This is a genomic window from Bradyrhizobium yuanmingense (genome assembly GCF_900094575.1).
In the GTDB taxonomy this organism is placed as follows: Bacteria; Pseudomonadota; Alphaproteobacteria; order Rhizobiales; family Xanthobacteraceae; genus Bradyrhizobium; species Bradyrhizobium yuanmingense.
This window is the reverse complement of sequence record NZ_FMAE01000001.1, coordinates 724,917-743,096: the sequence shown is the minus strand read 5'-3', so window position 1 is coordinate 743,096 and position 18,180 is coordinate 724,917. Positions and strand designations below refer to the sequence as shown.

Here is an 18,180-nt window from a genome sequence, read left to right as displayed (position 1 = left end):
ACATGGGCCCCGGCTCTGCAGCGCACCGCTGAAGGAGCGCTGCGCTGCGTCCGGGGCACGAGATTTCCACAAGCCTTTACCCTCCCGCCCGCTCCGTCGTATCCAAGCGCCATGGCCAGAGCAGCAAAATCCAAAGCAACACCGCTACGCGACGTCGTCGAGCTCACCAAGGCGCAGGCCAAGGTCGAGCATAAGCGGCTCGCCCTCGAGATCGAGGGGCACAACGAGCGCTACTATCAGGAGGACGCGCCCACCGTCACCGACGCCGAATATGACGCGCTGCGCCAGCGCCTCAACGCGATCGAGGCGCGTTTTCCCGAGTTCGTCACCGCGGACTCGCCCTCGCAGAAGGTCGGCGCCGCGCCGTCAGGGCGCTTCAAGAAAGTCCCGCATGCCGTGCCCATGCTGTCGCTCGACAACGCCTTTGCGGAGGAGGACGTGCGCGACTTCGTCGGCCGCATCGTGCGCTTCCTGAAGCTCGACGACGACAAGATCGGCTTCTCCGCCGAGCCGAAGATCGACGGCCTCTCGATGTCGCTGCGCTATGAGGGCGGCGAGCTCGTCACCGCCGCGACGCGCGGCGACGGTGCGGTTGGCGAGGACGTCACCGCCAACATCCGCACGCTCGAAGACGTGCCGCAGAAGCTGAAGGGCCGCAACATCCCCGACATCTGCGAGGTGCGCGGCGAAGTCTACATGACCAAGAAGGCGTTCCTGGCGCTCAACGAACGGCAGAAGGCGGCAGGCGACACCATCTTCGCCAATCCGCGCAATTCGGCCGCGGGCTCGCTCCGCCAGAAGGACCCGACCATCACCGCCTCCCGTCCCCTCGGCTTCTTCGCCTATGCCTGGGGGCAGATGAGCGCGATGCCGGAAGACACGCAGAACGGCATGATCGGCTGGTTCGAGCGCTGCGGTTTCAAGACCAATCCGCTCACCAAGCTCTGTCACTCGGTCGAGGAACTGCTCGCCTTTCATCATGCGATCGAGGAGCAGCGCGCGCGGCTCGACTACGACATCGACGGCGTCGTCTACAAGATCGACCGCATCGACTGGCAGGAGCGGCTCGGCTTCGTCTCGCGCACGCCGCGCTGGGGTATCGCGCACAAATTCCCGGCCGAGCGCGCCATGACGGTGCTGCGGGACATCGAGATCCAGGTCGGCCGCACCGGCTCGTTCACGCCGGTCGGCAAGCTCGAGCCGGTCGGCGTTGGCGGCGTCATCGTGCAGAACGTCACGCTGCACAACGAGGACTACATCAGGGGCATCGGCAACAAGGGCGAGGTGCTGCGCGAGGGGCGCGACATCAGGATCGGTGACACCGTGGTGATTCAGCGCGCCGGCGACGTCATCCCGCAGGTGGTCGACGTCGTCTTCGACAAGCGGCCGAAGAGCGCCAGGGAATTCCACTTCCCGAAGAAGTGCCCGTGTCCGCTGCACACCGACGTCGTGCGCGAGGAGACGGCGACGGGCGAGGAGGGCTCGCGCGCCCGCTGCACCGGCGAGTTCGCCTGTCCCTACCAGAAGATCGAGCATCTGAAGCTGTTCGTGTCGCGGCGGGCCTTCGACATCGACGGCCTCGGCGAGAAGCAGCTCCAGTACTTCTTCGACGAGGGCTGGGTGAAGGAGCCCGCCGACATCTTCACGCTGGAGAAGCGCAACGCAAAACTCAAGCTCGAGGAGATCGAAGGCTACGGCGCGACCTCCGTGCGCAACCTGTTCGGCGCCATCGAGAGCCGGCGCAGAATCGCGCTGGAGCGCTTCATCTTCGCGCTCGGCATGCGCCATGTCGGCGAGACCACGGCGCTGGCGCTGGCGCGCGGCTACGGCTCGTGGGACGCCTTCCATGATGCCTGCCTCAAGGTTGGCAAGGGCGACGAGGAGGCGATCGCGGACATGGACGCGCTCGACCAGATCGGCGACACCGTGATCAAGAGCATCGCCGATTATTTCGGCGAGAGTCACAATCGCGGCATTGTCGAACGCCTGACCAAGGAGGTCGAGATCGTCGACGCCGAGAAGCCGAAGAGCAATTCGGCCGTCGCCGGCAAGACCGTGGTGTTCACGGGCTCGCTGGAGAAGATGACACGGGATGAAGCCAAGGCGACGGCCGAGCGGCTCGGGGCCAAGGTGTCGGGCTCGGTTTCGAAAAAGACCGATCTCGTCGTCGCGGGCCCCGGCGCCGGCTCGAAGCTCGCGGACGCCAACAAGCACGGCGTCAAGGTGCTGACCGAAGACGAGTGGTTGAAGCTGATCGCCGAGTGAGGGGCGCGTTGGCCCCTCGCAACCGTCGTCATCGCACAGGCGCTCCCCCAACAGCTTCCCGTGATGGTACGCCGGGGCGCAAGAGTTCCTTCACCATTCGCGTTGACCCGATGTTTACCGCTTCACGTGAGGCCGCATTTACCAATGCGCGACGTCGCCCCGTGAAAACACCTGCATTCGCTTGAGTGTGCCGCCTGCGCAACGCCGATTAACGCCCCGGCAACCTAAATTGGATACTCACAATAAAGATCGAATTGCACGGATGTACTGAGTTCGATCGAACCAGCGTAAGCGTAGCGTGAGCGTATCGATGTCTGTGTTGCGTAACCATCCGAAGGGCGCGCGGTTCGCGTCCTTCGGCATCGGTCTCTGCATCTTCGCATTGATGCCGAGAGAGACCGGCTATCAGGACATTGCCTCGTTGCTGGCGCGCCAACCCGGCGTCGCCGAGCGGTGGCAGAAGCAGGTGTTCTCCGCTGCGTCCTCGATACAGCTTGCCACCTACAGTTTTTCCCGCCCCATCGGCACCTCGGTTCCGCAGAGCGCGATGGTTCGGCTCGCGAGCCTCGACGGCGGCGACGTCACCGGCGCAATCCGCCGCAATCCGGCGCTTCAGGCACCGCCGCGCTACCACGCATCCGACTTTCCCAAGGTCGATCGCGCCCTGAAGGGCGATCGCCTCGCAATCGTCCCGCCGACTCAGTCGCCTGAGACGGCCGCGCCGGCTGCAGCACCGGCCAAGGAAGATCCCGCGACCTCGAACAGCTCGGTGTTCGGCGCCAAGACCGCCGCATTGCCGCCGGCGATGTCGCCGGAATCCGCGGCCCCGCTCGATCCCGAGCTGCAGGAGGCGATGCGCGCGCCGCCGCTGCCGCAATATTCCAATCCGCCGCAGGCGAGCGAGGCTGCGCGCGCGTTCGCGGTGCAGCCGCTAGAAGCGCTGAAGCGCGCCACGGCGCCGGCTGTTCCCGCGCGCGATCCTTTCAGCGTCAAGACATCGAGCCTGTTCTTCGGCAGCTCCTCGCTGGGCGGCAATCTCGAGACCATCGAGAGCTGGCAGCCCGGCGCCGAGCCGCTGATCGTGATGCCCGACCCCGACATGAAGGTGACGGCCTCGCTGACCCCGCCGACGGCGGAGATCGCCAAGGACATCGAGAGCGGCGAGAGCGTCGCGCCGAAGGGCGAGGTCAACGCCGACAACCAGCGCGGCAAGTCGCCGGCGGAGCGACTCGCGCTCGACGACAAGTCGCGCGCCAAGTCCGAGAAGTGTCTTGCCGAAGCCGTCTATTTCGAGGCCCGCGGCGAAGCCGTGCGCGGCCAGATTGCGGTGGCGCAAGTGGTGATGAACCGCGTCTTCTCCGGCAAATATCCCGACACCGTGTGCGGCGCGGTCTACCAGAACAAGCACCGTCACCTGGCCTGCCAGTTCACCTTCGCCTGCGACAACAATGCCGACGTGATCCGCGAGCCCGAAATGTGGGAGCGCGCCAAGAAGATCTCCAAGGCGATGCTCGACGGACAGATCTGGCTGCCCGAGGTCGGCAAGTCCACGCATTACCATGCCTATTGGGTCCGCCCGTCCTGGGTCGCCGAGATGAAGAAGCTGTACAAGACCGGCGTGCACACCTTCTATCGGCCGCGCAATTGGGGCGACGGCAGCGAGTTGCCGAGCTGGGGCACGCCGGCGCAAACCGCCGCGCTCTCCGCCGCGCTCGCGCAGGAAGCCAAGAGCTCCGCGGAGTTGGGCGAGCGGCGGTAGCGCCTACAAGTGATCGTCATGCCCGGGCTTGTCCCGGGCATCCACGTTCTTCGTAACGCATGACGTTGATGGCCGGGACAAGCCCGGCCATGACGCGAGAGGTGCCATCACGCCTCGATGTCCAGCGCACAATCGAAATTCGGCGCAGAATGCGTCAGGGCGCCGGCCGACGCATAGTCGACGCCGGTGGCCGCGATGGCGGCGATCGTGTCCAGCGTGACGCCGCCGGACGCCTCCAGCGCGACGCGGCCCGCGTTGAGCCTCACCGCCTCGCGCAGCGTCGCAAGGTCCATATTATCGAGCAGCACCGCATCGGCCATCCCGCTCTCGAGCACCTCGCGCAGCTGCGCCAGCGTGTCGACCTCGATCTCGATCTTGACGAGATGGCCGGCATGGGCGCGGGCGCGCTCCAGCACCGGGCGGATGCCGCCGGCCACCGCAATGTGGTTGTCCTTGATCAGGATCGCATCGTCGAGCCCGAAGCGGTGGTTGAAGCCGCCGCCGCAGCGCACCGCGTATTTCTCCAGCGCCCGCAATCCCGGCGTGGTCTTGCGCGTGCAGCAGATGCGCATCCTGGTGCCTTCGGTGCGGGCGACATAGTCCGCGGCGAGCGTGGCGATGCCCGACAGCCGGCCGACGAAGTTCAGCGCGGTGCGCTCCGCCGTGAGAATGGCGCGCGCCGGGCCCGAGATCGTCAGCACGTGCTGGCCGCGCGCAACCCGCGCGGCATCGCGGACATGTGCGCGCACCTCGATCTCGGGCGAAAGCTTCTGCAAGGTCGCGAGCGCCAGCGGCAATCCGGCGATCACGCCGGACTGGCGCGCGACCAGGATGGTTTGCGCGCGCGTCGCCTCCGGGATCGTCGCCAGCGAGGTGATGTCGCCGGCGCGGCCGAGATCCTCGTCGAGCGCGCGCTCAACGGCCGCCTCGATCGCGAGCGGCGAGAGGAAGGCATCGGGATAGAGCAGTGAGGTCGGGGTGATCATGGGGCCTCCTTCAGGCGATCATGGATTGCGCAAGGCGTGGCCGCGGGCGCTCGTCGAGGCTCTCCGCGACCTCGCGCGCCGCGGCGAGTGTGGTCATCGTTCTCTGCGCCAGCGCTGGGTTCTCGGCCGGATGATCGGAACGGCAATGCGCACCGCGGCTTTCGCGCCGCGTCCAGGCCGCAGCGGCGACGAGCAGGGCCGAAATCGCCATGTTGCCGAGGACGCTGCGTCCGGCCTCGCGCTCGAGCCTGACGAAATGGCGCACGGCTTGCGCAAGCCCATCACCGTCGCGGATCACGCCGACATGCGCGCTCATCATTGCGCGCAGCCGCTTCACCTCCGCAGCATCCGGCGTGCCGGCGCGTGGTGTCACCAAAGACTCGGGAAGGCGTGCCGGCGGGGGCACGGTGCGGCCGGCGATGTCGTCGGCAATGCGGGCGGCATAGACGACGGCTTCGAGCAGGGAATTCGAGGCAAGCCGGTTGGCGCCATGCGCGCCCGTGGAGGAGACTTCTCCGGCGGCCCAGAGACCGTCGATCGAGCTGCGACCGCGCGCGTCCACCGCGATGCCGCCCATGTGGTAATGCGCGGCCGTCGCGATCGGAATCGGCTGCGCCGCGGGATCGATGCCGGCAGCGATGCAGCTCGCATGCACGGTCGGAAAACTCGTCGCGAAACGCGCGCCCAGCGCCTGTCGCGCATCGAGGAAGGCGCCGCGCCCGGCCGCGATCTCGGCGAACACGCCGCGGGCCACGATATCGCGGGGCGCGAGCTCCGCGAGCGGGTGGCGGGCGCTCATGAAGCGCTCGCCGTTGCCATTGATCAGCGTTGCACCTTCGCCGCGCAGGGCTTCGGTGGCGAGCGGTGCCGGGTCGCGGCCGACCATGATGGCGGTCGGGTGGAACTGCACGAATTCAGGATCGGCAATCACGGCGCCGGCGCGGGCGGCGATCGCAAGGCCCGAGCCGCTCGCTTCCGACGGGTTGGTGGTGACGGCGTAGAGATGGCCGAGCCCACCTGTCGCAAGCACGACCGCGCGTGAGGCGAGCACGAGCGGCCGTGCCGCAGGATTGCCGGCCTCGCGCAATTGAAGCCCAGTGACCGCGCCGTCCTCGGTCAGCAGTGCTTCGGCGACGAACCCTTCCATCAGGCGGATTGAGGGCGTGCGGCGCACGGCCTCGCTCAAGGCCGCGATGATCGCGGCGCCGGCGCCATCGCCGCGCACATGCACGATGCGACTCGCGGAATGCGCAGCTTCGCGTCCGACCGCAAGCCTGCCGTCGAGATCGCGGTCGAACGGCACGCCATAGGCGAGAAGATCGTGGATGCGCGGCGCAGCCTCCCGCGCAATGCCGAGCGCAACGGCTTCGTCGACGAGGCCGCCGCCGACCGCGACGGTGTCGGCAGCGTGTGCCTCCGGCGTATCGCCTTCGGCGACGGCCGCCGCGATGCCGCCTTGCGCCCATGCCGAGGAAGCACCGTGCCCGAGCGGGGCCGCAGAGATCAAGGTCACTGGCCGCGGCGCGAGCTTGAGCGCGCAGAACAGTCCGGCAAGGCCGCCGCCAACGATGACGACGTTGTCGGTGCTGGCGAGGTCGTGGATGTCGTGTTGCATGTTGCTCGCCCTCAATTTCTCAGATTGATCATGCGCTCGACCGAGTGCCGCGCGCGTTCCGCGAGCGCGGGGTCGATCGTCACCTCCTCGCCAAGCGTCAGCAGGCTTTCCAGGATGTTGGCGAGCGTGATGCGCTTCATGTGCGGGCAGAGATTGCAGGGGCGAAGCATCTCCACGTCGGGCAGCTCGGCCCGGACATTGTCGGCCATCGAGCATTCCGTGATCATGACGAGCCGCCGCGGCCGCTTCGCGCGTACCCAGTTGATCATGTGCGCGGTCGAACCGGTGAAGTCGGCTTCCGCCAGCACGTCCGGCGGGCATTCCGGATGCGCGATGATCTGCACGGACGGATCGGCTTCGCGAAAGCTCCGCAGCTCCTCGCCCGTGAAGCGCTCGTGCACCTCGCAGGCGCCCTTCCAGGCGATGATCTTCACGTAGGTCTTCGACGCCACGTAAGTGGCGAGGTATCGGTCGGGCAGGAAGATCACGGTCGGGGCGTTCAGGCTCTCGACCACCTGCACCGCGTTCGAGGACGTGCAGCAGATGTCGACCTCGGCCTTCACCTCCGCCGAGGTGTTGACGTAGGCGACAACAGGCACGCCGGGGAACTTCTCCCGCAGCAGCCGCACGTCCGCACCGGTGATGCTGGCGGCGAGCGAGCAGCCCGCACGCGAATCCGGGATCAAGACGGTCTTGTCCGGATTGAGCAGCTTCGAGGTCTCCGCCATGAAGTGCACGCCGCATTGGACGATGATGCCGGCCTTCACCTTGGTGGCTTCGACCGCGAGCTGGAGCGAGTCGCCGCCGATATCGGCGACGCAGTGGAAGATCTCCGGGGTCTGGTAGTTGTGGGCGAGGATGACCGCGCCCCGCGCGCGCTTGAGCTCGTTGATCGCGTGAATCGTCGGCGCCATCAGCGGCCATTCGATCGACGGGATCACGTGCTTGACGCGGTTATAGAGCGGCGCAGTGGCGCGTTCGACCGCCGGCGTCCATTCTAGGGAGGGCATCGGCCATGTCGGTCCCGGAGGCACCGGGACGGGGCGCGGGGAGACGGTGGGTTGGCCTTGCGGCCGGTTGGCAAAGTCGTCGCGACCGTAAATTGCAGTGATCGGCATTGAAGCCTCCCAAGTGTGGCCAATTATGCGTGGCGTTATGCTCAGTTTGAGAATATATGGGACCCGAGAAATCCGGCCTAGGAGGCCGGGCGAACGTCGCTGCGGTCGGCATATGCTCAACCTGAGTAGATCGAACATAGCACGCGTCGCTGCTTGCCGCTAGGGCCTGCCCCACACATTCCCGTCACTGCGCGCCTGCCAGGCGAGGTCAGATTGAAACGCAATGCTCCCGCGTCAGCTCTTCGTGGAATGCAATCGTTTTGGCCTTGGGATTTTCATGCATATGCATTAAACGGGCTGTCCCGCGGCTGCTGATTTGCGGCTCCGCCAAGGACAAGACGAGGACAACCATGTCGACACAGATCGGCGAGCTCGCTCCGGCCTCGCGTTCCTCCAACTGGCGTACCCCGGCCGTCATCATCCTCTGTGGTTGTGCCATCGGCATGCTCGGTTTCGGTCCGCGCTCGGCGCTCGGCTTCTTCGTGCAGCCGATGAGTCACGAATTCAGCTGGGGCCGTGACGTGTTCGGCCTCGCCATCGCCGTGCAGAATCTGTTGTGGGGACTGGGCCAGCCGTTCGCCGGTGCGGTCGCGGATCGCTTCGGCCTGTTCCGGGTGATGTGCGTCGGCGCGCTGCTCTATGCCGGCGGGCTGCTGTTGATGCGCTATTCCTCGACGCCACTGTCGCTCAACATCGGCGCCGGGGTGATGATCGGCTTTGGCCTCGCCGGCTGTTCGTTCAATCTGGTTCTGTCGGCCTTCACCAAGCTCTTGCCCGCGGAGAAGCGCGGCATCGCGCTCGGCGCCGGCACGGCCGCGGGCTCATTCGGGCAGTTCCTGTTCGCACCGATCGGCGTTGCCTTGATCGACAATTTCGGCTGGCAGCAGGCGCTCTCCGTATTCGGCTTCCTGATGCTGCTGATCATCCCGCTGTCGCTGGCGCTCTCGACGCCGCCGGTGACAAGCGTGAACAGCGCAACGCCCGCGGATGACCAGACCATCACCAAGGCGCTTGCCGAAGCTTTCGGTCATCGCTCCTACGTGCTCCTGGTGCTCGGCTTCTTCACCTGCGGCTTCCAGCTCGCCTTCATCACCGTGCATCTGCCGGCGTTCCTGGTCGATCGCGGCATCACCGCACAAACCGGCGGCTGGGTGATCGCGGCGATCGGCCTGTTCAACATCATCGGATCGCTGAGCGTGGGGTATCTCCAGAACTACCTTCCCAAGCGCTACATCCTCTCGGCCATCTACTTCACGCGCGCGCTGGCGATCCTCGCTTTCATCTCGTTCCCGATCACGCCGTTCTCGGCGATCGCGTTCGGTGCAATCTCCGGCCTGACCTGGCTGTCGACGGTGCCGCCGACCTCGGCGCTGGTGGCGCTGATGTTCGGAACGCGCTGGCTCGCGACGCTCTACGGCTTTGCCTTCGTCAGCCATCAGGTAGGTGGCTTCCTGGGCGTCTGGCTCGGCGGCATCGTGTTCGAGAAGTTCGGGTCCTACACGCCGATCTGGTGGCTCTCGATCCTGTTCGGCGTGCTCTCGGCGCTGATCAATCTTCCGATCGTGGAAAAACCCGTTCAGCGGGCGGTTGCGCAGCCCGCCTGATCGGCTAAACATCCCCGACAAACAAAGTCAGGGAGTTCAGTCGTGGCCACATTCAAGGCTGTCAGGATCGACAAGGCGGACAAGGGCACCACCGCGCAGCTCGCGCAGTTCGACGAAACCGAGCTGATGGAGGGCGACGTCACCGTTCGAGTCGAATGGTCGACGCTGAACTACAAGGACGGCCTTGCGCTCACCGGCAAGGCGCCGGTGGTGCGCCGCTTCCCGATGATCGCCGGCATCGATTTTGCCGGCACGGTCGAAGCCTCCTCGCATCCGCAGTGGAAGGCGGGCGACAAGGTCGTCTGCACCGGCTGGGGCATGGGCGAGACCCATCTCGGCGCCTATGCGGAGAAGGCGCGGGTGAAGGGCGACTGGCTGGTCGCTCTTCCGCAAGGGCTATCGGCGCGCGATGCCATGGCGATCGGCACCGCCGGCTTCACGGCGATGCTCTCGGTGCTGGCGCTGGAGAAGCATGGCATCTCGCCGAAGAGCGGCCCGGTCGTGGTGACGGGCGCTGCCGGCGGCGTCGGCTCGGTCGCGATCGCCGTGCTCTCGAAGCTCGGCTACCACGTCATCGCTTCGACCGGGCGGGCCTCCGAGGCCGACTACCTGAAGCAGCTGGGGGCTGCCGAGATCATCGATCGCAATGAATTGTCGGCCCCGGCAAAACCCCTCGCCAAGGAGCGCTGGGCCGGCGGCGTCGACAGCGTCGGCTCGACCACCCTCGCCAACCTGCTCTCGATGACGAAATATGGCGGCGCGATCGCGGCCTGCGGCCTGGCCGCCGGCATGGACCTGCCGTCCTCGGTGGCGCCGTTTATTTTGCGCGGAGTGTGCCTTCTCGGCATCGATTCGGTGATGTGCCCGATCGAGCCAAGGAAGGCCGCCTGGCAGCGGTTGGCCTCCGATCTGGATCGGACCAAACTGACTGAAATCACAGAGGAAATTTCGCTCGGCGAGGTTCAGGGCTGGGGCGCGAAAATCCTCGCCGGCCAGGTTCGCGGCCGCGTCGTGGTAAAAATTGTCTGACGGCGTTCAGACTTTACCAACCAAGCTGCTTCAATCTCGCCATGGTTCGTATGGTAAGCAGCGGGTAAAGAGATAAAGGCATCGCCCGCTGCGGGGGTTGGTTCGGAGTTGAGCATGCTTGCGCGTATTGTGTTGGGGGCTGTCACGGCGGCAGCGACGTTTGCGCCGGCCATCGCTGGAAGCATGAACGCCGACGAGGCGCGCCGCTTCGTGGCCGGCAAGGTGTTCGCCTTCACCTGTTTCGACGGCACCCGCGGTGCAGGCCGCATCCTCGACGATCTCGGCGCCGCCGGTGCGGTGCAATTCTCGGGCTCGGGCCCGGTCAAGCACCTCCGACTTCCCGGCAATACGCTCCAGATCCGCGGCCAGAACGTCTGCGCCTCGATCAAGGGCATTCCGTTCGAGCCCTGTTTCAACCTCGAAAAGACCGACGATCGCAGCTTCCGCGGCTCGGTGTCGGGCATGGGCTTCGCCTATTGCGACTTCCGTCACCAGGGCGGCAACCAAATGCTGATGGCGCGCGCTGCGGCGCGGCCGCGCTCGCTGCACAAGCCGGAGCACACCGGCACGGTCGCCGCCTCGACCACCGAGGTAGCCGCGCGCGTCGAGACGCCGCGTGTCGAGGGCAGCCGGCTCGAGCCGGTGAAGTCCGAGCCGGCGAAGAACGAGGGACCGCTGGAGCTGCGCCGCTCCACGCAGTGAGTTCGTCTGCGCGAGACAACCCGCGCCATTGATCGTCGAAGGCATCATCGAACATCAAGCCGCCTGCGCCGTAGTCATACGGACGGCGGCTTTCATGCCTTGGTAGCTGTTCGGGCCGCAGTTTGCGCGCGCCGGGGGGCGGTCCCACGCAAGGGTTCAACCATGTCGCTCTATTTCTTCCGCATCAGCACCGGCCGTTATTCCGGCGCCGCCGACCTGCCGTACGAGTTCGAGGATCGCGCAGCCGCCTGGACCGAGATGACCGAGGTGTGCGCCAATCTGCTCAGCGGCATCGCGCGCGGCCTGAAGCCGAACGCCGAGTGGTGCATGGAGTTGCTCGATGAGGACAAGCAGCCGGTCTTTCGAATCAGCCTCGTCGGCGAGGCCATCGGATGTAAAGCGTCCTAGCTCCGACTTGAAGCTGCAATTTACAACTATGACGGGATCGTTTCCTTTCGCGCTCAATCATTTAGCGTGCAAAGTCCGTATTTCTGCGAGGGATTTCGTTAACCAAATCGGAATGTGAGAAGCTCATTTTTTGGGCAATGGCGCAGTCAGGGGAAGCCGACAATGACTCGGCTGCGCGTTCCTTCGGGGGAAGCATGCCCATGTTGAGCCTAGTTCAGAATCTGAGGATCGGGACCAAGCTGGCGATTGCGTCGGCGCTCGGTGTGCTCCTGGTTGGGGCCATGATTGCAAGCCAGATGCTCGGCAATGCGGGAATTCGCGAGAGCAGCCAGAGCGCGCTTGCGCAGCAGCAGATCGCGCGCGACGCAGTCAAGGCCGAGGCTGCGGTTCGCGGCATGCAGCTCGCGGTACGAGACCTTCGTCTTGCCAATAGCCCGGCTGACATTCAGAAGGCCGTCCAGAATCTGGGCGACCGGCAAAAATCGACGAATGCGCTGGTCGATGAAATGCTGAAGCTTTCTCACGAGGCGGAGAACCGCGCTCGGATGGAGAAACTGAGATCGCTGGCTGCGAATTACGAAAAGGCCGCGCAGCAGATCGCCGGCGTGCGCGGCGAAGCCCTGGCCGCCAGCGGTGCAGACGGAGCGGCCCGCGCTGCGAAGCTCAATGAAGACGTCGTTCGCATCGCACGCGAGGTGACCCTGCCGATTGCCGGCGAGCTCGACGTGCTGATCGGCCAGATCGCCGACTACGCAAGGCACAAATCCGAGGAGAAGAATTCCGCGGCCGCGGCCCAAATGAGATCGAGCGAGCAGCTCGCGATCCTGGTCGGCGCACTCGCCATGCTCGTCCTCGTCGGCTCCTGGCTGATGTCGTTCCTGACCATCGCGCGGCCGATCCGTGCGCTCACGGTCGCCATGGACAAGCTCGCCGGCGGCGATTTCTCCGTGGTTCTGCCCGGTCTCGGCCGCAAGGACGAGGTCGGCGGCGTCGCGGCGGCCGTTGAAAAGTTCAAGGTCGTGTCGGAGCAGAAGGCGCGCGAGGACGCCGAAGCCAAGATCAGGCAGGACCAGATTGCGGCCGCGCAGCGCAAGGCCGAGATGCACAAGCTGGCTGACAGCTTCGAAGCCGCGATCGGTGAGATCGTCGATACCGTGTCCTCGGCCGCGACCGAGCTGGAAGCTTCCGCCTCGACGCTGACCGCGACCGCGGCGCGCGGCCAGGAGCTCACGACCATGGTTGCTGCCGCTTCCGAGGAAGCGTCCACCAACGTGCAGTCGGTCGCGTCGGCGACCGAAGAGCTGTCGTCGTCGATCACCGAGATCAGCCGGCAGGTGCAGGAATCCGCCCGCGTCGCCGGCGATGCGGTGAACCAGGCTCGCACCACGACCGATCGCGTCGGGGAGCTCTCCGCTGCTGCGGCGCGGATCGGCGACGTGGTCGAGCTGATCAACACCATCGCCGGCCAGACCAACCTCCTGGCGCTCAATGCAACCATCGAGGCCGCGCGCGCCGGCGAGGCAGGCCGCGGCTTTGCCGTCGTCGCTTCGGAGGTCAAGGCGCTTGCCGAGCAGACGGCGAAGGCGACCGGCGAGATCGGCCAGCAGATCGCCAGCATCCAGACCGCCACCGAGCATTCGGTCGGCGCGATCAAGGACATCAGCCACACCATCGAGAAGCTGTCGGAGATCTCCTCGACCATCGCAGCCGCGGTGGAAGAGCAGGGGGCCGCAACGCAGGAGATCTCCCGCAACGTGCAGCAGGCGGCGACGGGCACCCATCAGGTGTCGTCCAACATCACCGACGTGCAGCGCGGCGCGAGTGAGACCGGTTCGGCATCCTCGCAGGTGTTGGGCGCCGCGCAATCGCTGTCCGGCGACAGCAACCGGCTGAAGCTCGAAGTCGGAAAGTTCCTCGATACCGTCCGCGCGGCCTGACACGTGCCTTTGCGTCCGCATCGTAACGGGAGATGCCGGTGCGGCTGCAACAGAGAGTTGCAGCGAACCACGATCGCTGCGCACGAGCCGTATTTTTACGTAGCCTCCTGTTAACGCCTGTTTGCGATTATGCGCGCAATCCTTCGGGAAAAGAACCAGCCAGCATTGTTGAACTGACCTTCGCCCGGGTCGTCCGTCGTGACGTCTGCGGCGCAGATGATGTGCGCGTTGCCGGGTAATCATCGGGATTGTCGTGATGTCGAAATTGTCGATCGTCTTCAAGCTGCTGACCGTGCTGTCGGTCCTCGTGCTCTCGCTCGCCGGCGTCGGCGTGATGGCGATCGGCACGATGCAGAACATCAACGCCCATACGGTCGAGATCGCGCAGGGCTGGTTGCCGAGCGTGCGTGCGCTCGGCTCGATGCGTGCTGACATCAACGAGCTCCGCGTCGCGCTGCGTCTGCACCTGATGCAGGATACTGCCGAAGGCAAGGAGGCCGCCGAGAAGCGCCTGGCAGGCTTGCGCGAACGGATCGAGAAGACCCGCAAGATCTACGAGCCGCTGATCACGCGCGCAGAGGAGCGCTCGCTCTACGAGCAATGGACCAAGGCCTGGGCCGAGTACCTGAACGGCGTGCAGGATGTAATGGCGCTGTCGCGCAAGAGTGTCGGCCGCTTCCCGACCGATGCCAACGAGATGTTGCAGACCAAGGTCGCGAAGATGGCTCAGGCCGCCGATCCGCTGCTCCAGAAGGGCATCGAAATGAACAATCAGGGCGCCGAGCTGGAGACGAAGCAGGCCGCCGACAGCTACGCTACGATCTTCCGTGTGCTGGTCGGGATCATCGTGGCCTCCGTCGTGATCGCGATCGGCGCCGCCTACTATCTCGTGCGCGACGTCTCGCGTGGCATCGCTTCGATCATCCGCCCGATGCAGTCGCTCGGCGAGGGCGACCTTGCGGTGGAGGTGCCGCATCGCGGCGAGAAGACCGAGATCGGCTCGATGGCGGATGCGCTCCAGATCTTCAAGGAGGCGCTGATCGCCAAGAAGGCGGCCGACGCTGCGGCGGCGCGCGACGCCGAGGCCAAGATCGAACGCGGCCGACGTGTCGATGCCATCACCCGCAATTTCGAGGTCATGATTGGGGAGGTCGTCGAGACCGTGTCGTCGGCCTCGACCGAGCTCGAGGCCTCCGCGGCGACGCTGAGCGGCACCGCGCAGCGCGGCCAGGAGCTCGCAACCGTCGTTGCGGCGGCGTCGGAAGAAGCTTCCACCAACGTCCAGGCGGTGGCCTCGGCCTCCGAGGAGCTGTCGTCCTCTATCACCGAGATCAGCCGCCGCGTGCAGGATTCGGCGCGGATGGCAGCGGAAGCGGTCGAGCAGGCGGCGCGGACCAACGAGCGCGTCAACGCGCTGTCGCAGGCGGCCGCCCGCATCGGCGACGTCGTCGAGCTCATCAACACCATCGCGGGCCAGACCAATCTGCTCGCGCTGAACGCGACCATCGAGGCGGCGCGCGCGGGCGAAGCCGGCCGCGGCTTTGCCGTCGTCGCCTCCGAGGTCAAGGCACTGGCCGAGCAGACCGCGAAAGCGACCGGCGAAATTGGGGCGCAGGTCTCGGGCATCCAGGCGGCGACGCAAGAATCCGTCAACGCCATCCAGGAGATCGGCGGCACCATCGAGCGGCTGTCCGAGGTGTCGGCCGCGATCGCCGCCGCCGTCGAGGAGCAGGGCGCGGCCACGCAGGAGATTTCGCGCAACGTTCAGCAGGCCTCGCTCGGCACGCAGGAAGTGTCGTCCAACATCACCAACGTGCAGCGCGGTGCGATCGAGACCGGCTCGGCCTCGAGTGAAGTGCTGTCGGCGGCGAAGTCGCTGGCGACCGACAGCACCCGCCTGAAGGTCGAGGTCGCGCAGTTCCTGGAATCGGTCCGCGCGGCGTAGAGGCACCCCGCTCGATCGTTGTTGACCTCTCCCCGCTGGGGAGAGGTGGAGTGCCCGCCCGACGATCCAGTCTAGCTGCCCGTCTGCGGCGCAGCCGGCGGCGGTGCGATCTGCCGCCGGAACAGGATGCGCTGGTAGAGCCAGCCGATCGCGACCAGCACGACGCCAAGGCACATGAACGAGAGCGCCCGATAGACGCCGGTCAGCGTCCACACGTCGACGGCAAAGGCCTTGAAGATCGTCAGCGCGATGACGGCGGCGGACGCCAGCCGCGCACGCTCCGAATTGACCAGGATGCCGACGCCGAGCAGCGCCACGCCAAAAGCGAGCCAGCCGATCGAATAGGTATATTGCTCGGCGCTCGTGGTGCCACCGTAGAGCAGGACCGGGCCGTGATAGAAGCGGCGGATCTCCAGCGTCACATAGGTGAGCGCGAACACCAGGGCACCACCCGCAATCGTGTTTGCATATGCGACACTGCGGTGTCCTGCCACTGCGTAGGAGAGCAGCAGCATCAGCACCGCCGGCAGCGCATAGCCGAGCAGCAGCAGATTGAACACGAGGCCGCCGACATTGACGCTGGAGAGCAGCAGCGGGTTCTCCAGGATCAGGAGGCCAAACACGCTGATGAGGCCGGCGATCGCCGTCAGCACGACCGCGCCGACATTGTGCACGATGCTGTGGCTGCGCAGCCGCAGGCGCTCCAGGCCGATTGCCATGGCTAGCATGACACAGACTTGCAGCGCGAACTCGAGCAGCGAGGGCGGCGAGGTCATGCGGCCGCCGGTCGCAAAGTGCCGGATCTCCATGAAGGCGAGCAGCGCGGTGAACAGGATCGCCGCGGTCTCGACCACGCGCAGCGGCGGATCGTCGGCGCGGCGGCGCAGGAAGATGCTCGCGCCCCAGAACGAGGCGGCCGGCAGGCCATAGCCCCACAACAGCCAGTTGAAGATCGGCGTGGTGCCGACGGCATCGCCGACGATGCACGGATCATAGACGATACGCGCGGTGACGATCGCAGCGAAGGCCGCAGCCAGCCGGCGCAGCACCGGAATCGGCCGCTGCAACGAGATCCAGGCGGTGCCGAGCGACATCAGCGCGAGCGCGATGGTAAGCCAGCCCTTCTCCAGGGCGAAGGTCAGCGCCAGCGCCAGCGCGCCGAGCGTACCGGTCGCGAACAGCGCGACCGAGGTTGCAACGCCGGGCCGCTCTTCGCGGCGCATCAGCGCTTCGGTCGCGGCGCCAAAGGCCGCAGCGAGCAGCACGGCGAGGATCGCAAACGGGATCGAGCGGTCGAGATGGGCAATGCGCGCATAGAGCGCAACCAGGATGGCGATCGGCGTCGCGACGCCCGCTGCCGACCACACCACGGGAATGATCACCGAGTTCGAGCGGCCTTGCGCGAAAAAGCCCGTGACGCCGAAACCGGCGGCGAAGATCGCGGCCGTCACCAGATGCAGCGTCACCGCGCTATCAATCGCGACCGGGCCGACGCCGGGCATTGGGCCGCCCGGCAGCACCAGCATATCAGGGTTGGCGCGCACCGCCCATTCGGCGAACACGATGAACACGGCCGCCGCGGCCGCGCCCAGCGCGCCGGTCGCCGCCGGTGCGCGCCAGGCGACGAACAGCGTGCCCCCAACCAGGAGCGTGAAGGCGATCAGCGCGAGATCCGCATGCGCGCTCGACAGCACGACCAGCATCGCGCCGAACAAATAGGCGCCGAGCGCGCCCGATGAGACCGGCTCGATCTCGCCGTCCTCCATGCTGGGTCCGAACATGAAACCGCAGACGACGAGCAGTGCTGCGAGCACGAAGCCGGCGATGGCATGGAAGGCGTGCGGCGCGACCTGCACCTGTTCGGTATCGAGACCCGGGAAGATCCAGAGCACCGCGAATGCAATGGTCGTGACCGCAAGCCAGCGCCATAGCCTGATGCGGGCGAGCCCGAAACTCGCGGCCGTCACGACCGCAAGATAGATGTAGAGCGCCCAATAATCCGGCTTGCCGGAGGAGACGAGGATCGGCGTCACGAAGGCGCCGACGACGCCGAGCCCGGCGAGCGCAGGGCCGTGCAGGAGCGCTGCGGCCAGCGTGCCCATCGCAACGATGCCGAGCAGCACGAAGGCTGTCGCAGGCACGAGGAAGTCGTAGAGTGCGTACGCCGCGTAGATGGTCGCGAACGCCACCGCCGTGCCGGCCGCGGTGAGGATCGCGGGAATGTTGGCGATCGGCAGCGCGGCGATGCTCGAAATGCTCTCCTTGCGCCGCGTCCATTCGCTGGCGCCAAGCAGCGCAGCGGCGAATAGGCCGCCGAGGAACACGCGCACGCCGGGGCCGAGCAGACCGGCCTCGATCGAATAGCGCACCATGAAGAAGCCGCCGAGCGCGAGCGCAAGCCCGCCGATCCACACCACCCAGCGGGTGCCGAGCCGCTCCTCGAAGCCGGGTGCTGCCTCCGGCACCGGAGGGGGCGCGGTGGCGCCCGTGCTCGGCTCAAGCGGGGGCGGCGAAATCTCTTCCGTGACGAGCGGAGGCGGCGTCGTTTCGGTTTCCGGCGCCAGCGGCGGCGGCTCGGCGGCTGCAGTCGTGGCGGGGGCTTCGGCCTGCGCCGGCATCAGCGGGGGCGGCTGCACCGTCCGCTGCGCGTAAAGCATCTCTTCGAGCGAACTGATCCGGCGGCGCAACTCGGTCGCCTGGCTGGACGCCTTGATCGCGATCAGGAAGGCGATGATCGCAATGATCAGCGCAAAGACGTCAAACGGGCCGTCGAGCATGAAGCCTCCAGGCAATCGGCGGGCAGGGGCCGATA

The 18,180-nt window shown here is 66.4% G+C and carries 12 protein-coding genes; 8 read left to right on the top strand and 4 right to left on the bottom strand.

The genetic code is table 11. From position 1 onward, the window contains the following. The first annotated feature begins 111 nt into the window (after positions 1 to 111). Entirely contained in the window at positions 112 to 2,265 is a 2,154-nt protein-coding gene (gene ligA / locus GA0061099_RS03360; protein ID WP_074447531.1) for an NAD-dependent DNA ligase LigA, read from the top strand. A 310-nt stretch (positions 2,266 to 2,575) separates the two neighbouring features. Next, positions 2,576 to 4,024, top strand: a complete 1,449-nt coding sequence (locus GA0061099_RS03355; protein WP_036028330.1) for a cell wall hydrolase — start codon at positions 2,576 to 2,578, stop codon at positions 4,022 to 4,024. Between the two features lie 107 nt (positions 4,025 to 4,131). Here the strand turns inward: GA0061099_RS03355 and nadC are convergent, their stop codons facing one another. Genes nadC through nadA form a run of 3 tightly spaced genes read right to left on the bottom strand, consistent with a single transcriptional unit; the run spans position 4,132 to position 7,743 of the window. Next, entirely contained in the window at positions 4,132 to 5,010 is an 879-nt protein-coding gene (gene nadC, locus GA0061099_RS03350; RefSeq protein WP_036028328.1) for a carboxylating nicotinate-nucleotide diphosphorylase, read from the bottom strand. A 10-nt stretch (positions 5,011 to 5,020) separates the two neighbouring features. Next, positions 5,021 to 6,625, bottom strand: a complete 1,605-nt coding sequence (locus tag GA0061099_RS03345; protein ID WP_036028327.1) for an L-aspartate oxidase — start codon at positions 6,623 to 6,625, stop codon at positions 5,021 to 5,023. Positions 6,626 to 6,636: 11 nt separating this feature from the next. Continuing rightward, on the bottom strand, positions 6,637 to 7,743 hold the full coding sequence (gene nadA / locus GA0061099_RS03340; protein WP_036028322.1) for a quinolinate synthase NadA: 1,107 nt from the start codon (positions 7,741 to 7,743) through the stop codon (positions 6,637 to 6,639). 350 nt (positions 7,744 to 8,093) lie between these two features. Here nadA and GA0061099_RS03335 point away from each other — a divergent pair, with 350 nt between their 5' ends. The 6 genes from GA0061099_RS03335 to GA0061099_RS03310 all read left to right on the top strand — a co-directional run bounded on the left by GA0061099_RS03335 (position 8,094) and on the right by GA0061099_RS03310 (position 15,368). Further along, on the top strand, positions 8,094 to 9,347 hold the full coding sequence (locus GA0061099_RS03335) for an MFS transporter (RefSeq protein ID WP_036028320.1): 1,254 nt from the start codon (positions 8,094 to 8,096) through the stop codon (positions 9,345 to 9,347). 42 nt (positions 9,348 to 9,389) lie between these two features. Then, positions 9,390 to 10,376 (top strand): acrylyl-CoA reductase (NADPH), encoded by a 987-nt coding sequence (gene acuI, locus GA0061099_RS03330; protein WP_036028317.1) that lies wholly within the window; start codon positions 9,390 to 9,392, stop codon positions 10,374 to 10,376. A gap of 114 nt (positions 10,377 to 10,490) precedes the next feature. Beyond that, a complete protein-coding gene (locus GA0061099_RS03325; protein ID WP_036028315.1) occupies positions 10,491 to 11,078 on the top strand; it encodes a hypothetical protein in 588 nt (195 codons plus the stop codon). Between the two features lie 162 nt (positions 11,079 to 11,240). Further along, on the top strand, positions 11,241 to 11,486 hold the full coding sequence (locus tag GA0061099_RS03320; protein ID WP_036003604.1) for a DUF6894 family protein: 246 nt from the start codon (positions 11,241 to 11,243) through the stop codon (positions 11,484 to 11,486). A gap of 200 nt (positions 11,487 to 11,686) precedes the next feature. Continuing rightward, complete coding sequence (locus GA0061099_RS03315) at positions 11,687 to 13,423, top strand: methyl-accepting chemotaxis protein (RefSeq protein ID WP_050996044.1); 1,737 nt, start codon at positions 11,687 to 11,689, stop codon at positions 13,421 to 13,423. Positions 13,424 to 13,679: 256 nt separating this feature from the next. Continuing rightward, positions 13,680 to 15,368 (top strand): methyl-accepting chemotaxis protein, encoded by a 1,689-nt coding sequence (locus tag GA0061099_RS03310; RefSeq protein ID WP_036038279.1) that lies wholly within the window; start codon positions 13,680 to 13,682, stop codon positions 15,366 to 15,368. Positions 15,369 to 15,439: 71 nt separating this feature from the next. Here GA0061099_RS03310 and GA0061099_RS03305 read toward each other — a convergent pair whose 3' ends face one another. After that, on the bottom strand, positions 15,440 to 18,145 hold the full coding sequence (locus GA0061099_RS03305; RefSeq protein WP_036028311.1) for a DUF2339 domain-containing protein: 2,706 nt from the start codon (positions 18,143 to 18,145) through the stop codon (positions 15,440 to 15,442). Positions 18,146 to 18,180 lie beyond the last annotated feature (35 nt).

Bases quoted from the DNA above. Each gene is read 5' to 3' on its own strand.
- ligA (WP_074447531.1), top strand. From the start codon at position 112: ATGGCCAGAGCAGCAAAATCCAAAGCAACACCGCTACGCGACGTCGTC.
- GA0061099_RS03355 (WP_036028330.1), top strand. From the start codon at position 2,576: ATGTCTGTGTTGCGTAACCATCCGAAGGGCGCGCGGTTCGCGTCCTTC.
- nadC (WP_036028328.1), bottom strand. From the start codon at position 5,010: ATGATCACCCCGACCTCACTGCTCTATCCCGATGCCTTCCTCTCGCCG.
- GA0061099_RS03345 (WP_036028327.1), bottom strand. From the start codon at position 6,625: ATGCAACACGACATCCACGACCTCGCCAGCACCGACAACGTCGTCATC.
- nadA (WP_036028322.1), bottom strand. From the start codon at position 7,743: ATGCCGATCACTGCAATTTACGGTCGCGACGACTTTGCCAACCGGCCG.
- GA0061099_RS03335 (WP_036028320.1), top strand. From the start codon at position 8,094: ATGTCGACACAGATCGGCGAGCTCGCTCCGGCCTCGCGTTCCTCCAAC.
- GA0061099_RS03325 (WP_036028315.1), top strand. From the start codon at position 10,491: ATGCTTGCGCGTATTGTGTTGGGGGCTGTCACGGCGGCAGCGACGTTT.
- GA0061099_RS03320 (WP_036003604.1), top strand. From the start codon at position 11,241: ATGTCGCTCTATTTCTTCCGCATCAGCACCGGCCGTTATTCCGGCGCC.
- GA0061099_RS03315 (WP_050996044.1), top strand. From the start codon at position 11,687: ATGTTGAGCCTAGTTCAGAATCTGAGGATCGGGACCAAGCTGGCGATT.
- GA0061099_RS03310 (WP_036038279.1), top strand. From the start codon at position 13,680: ATGTCGAAATTGTCGATCGTCTTCAAGCTGCTGACCGTGCTGTCGGTC.
- GA0061099_RS03305 (WP_036028311.1), bottom strand. From the start codon at position 18,145: ATGCTCGACGGCCCGTTTGACGTCTTTGCGCTGATCATTGCGATCATC.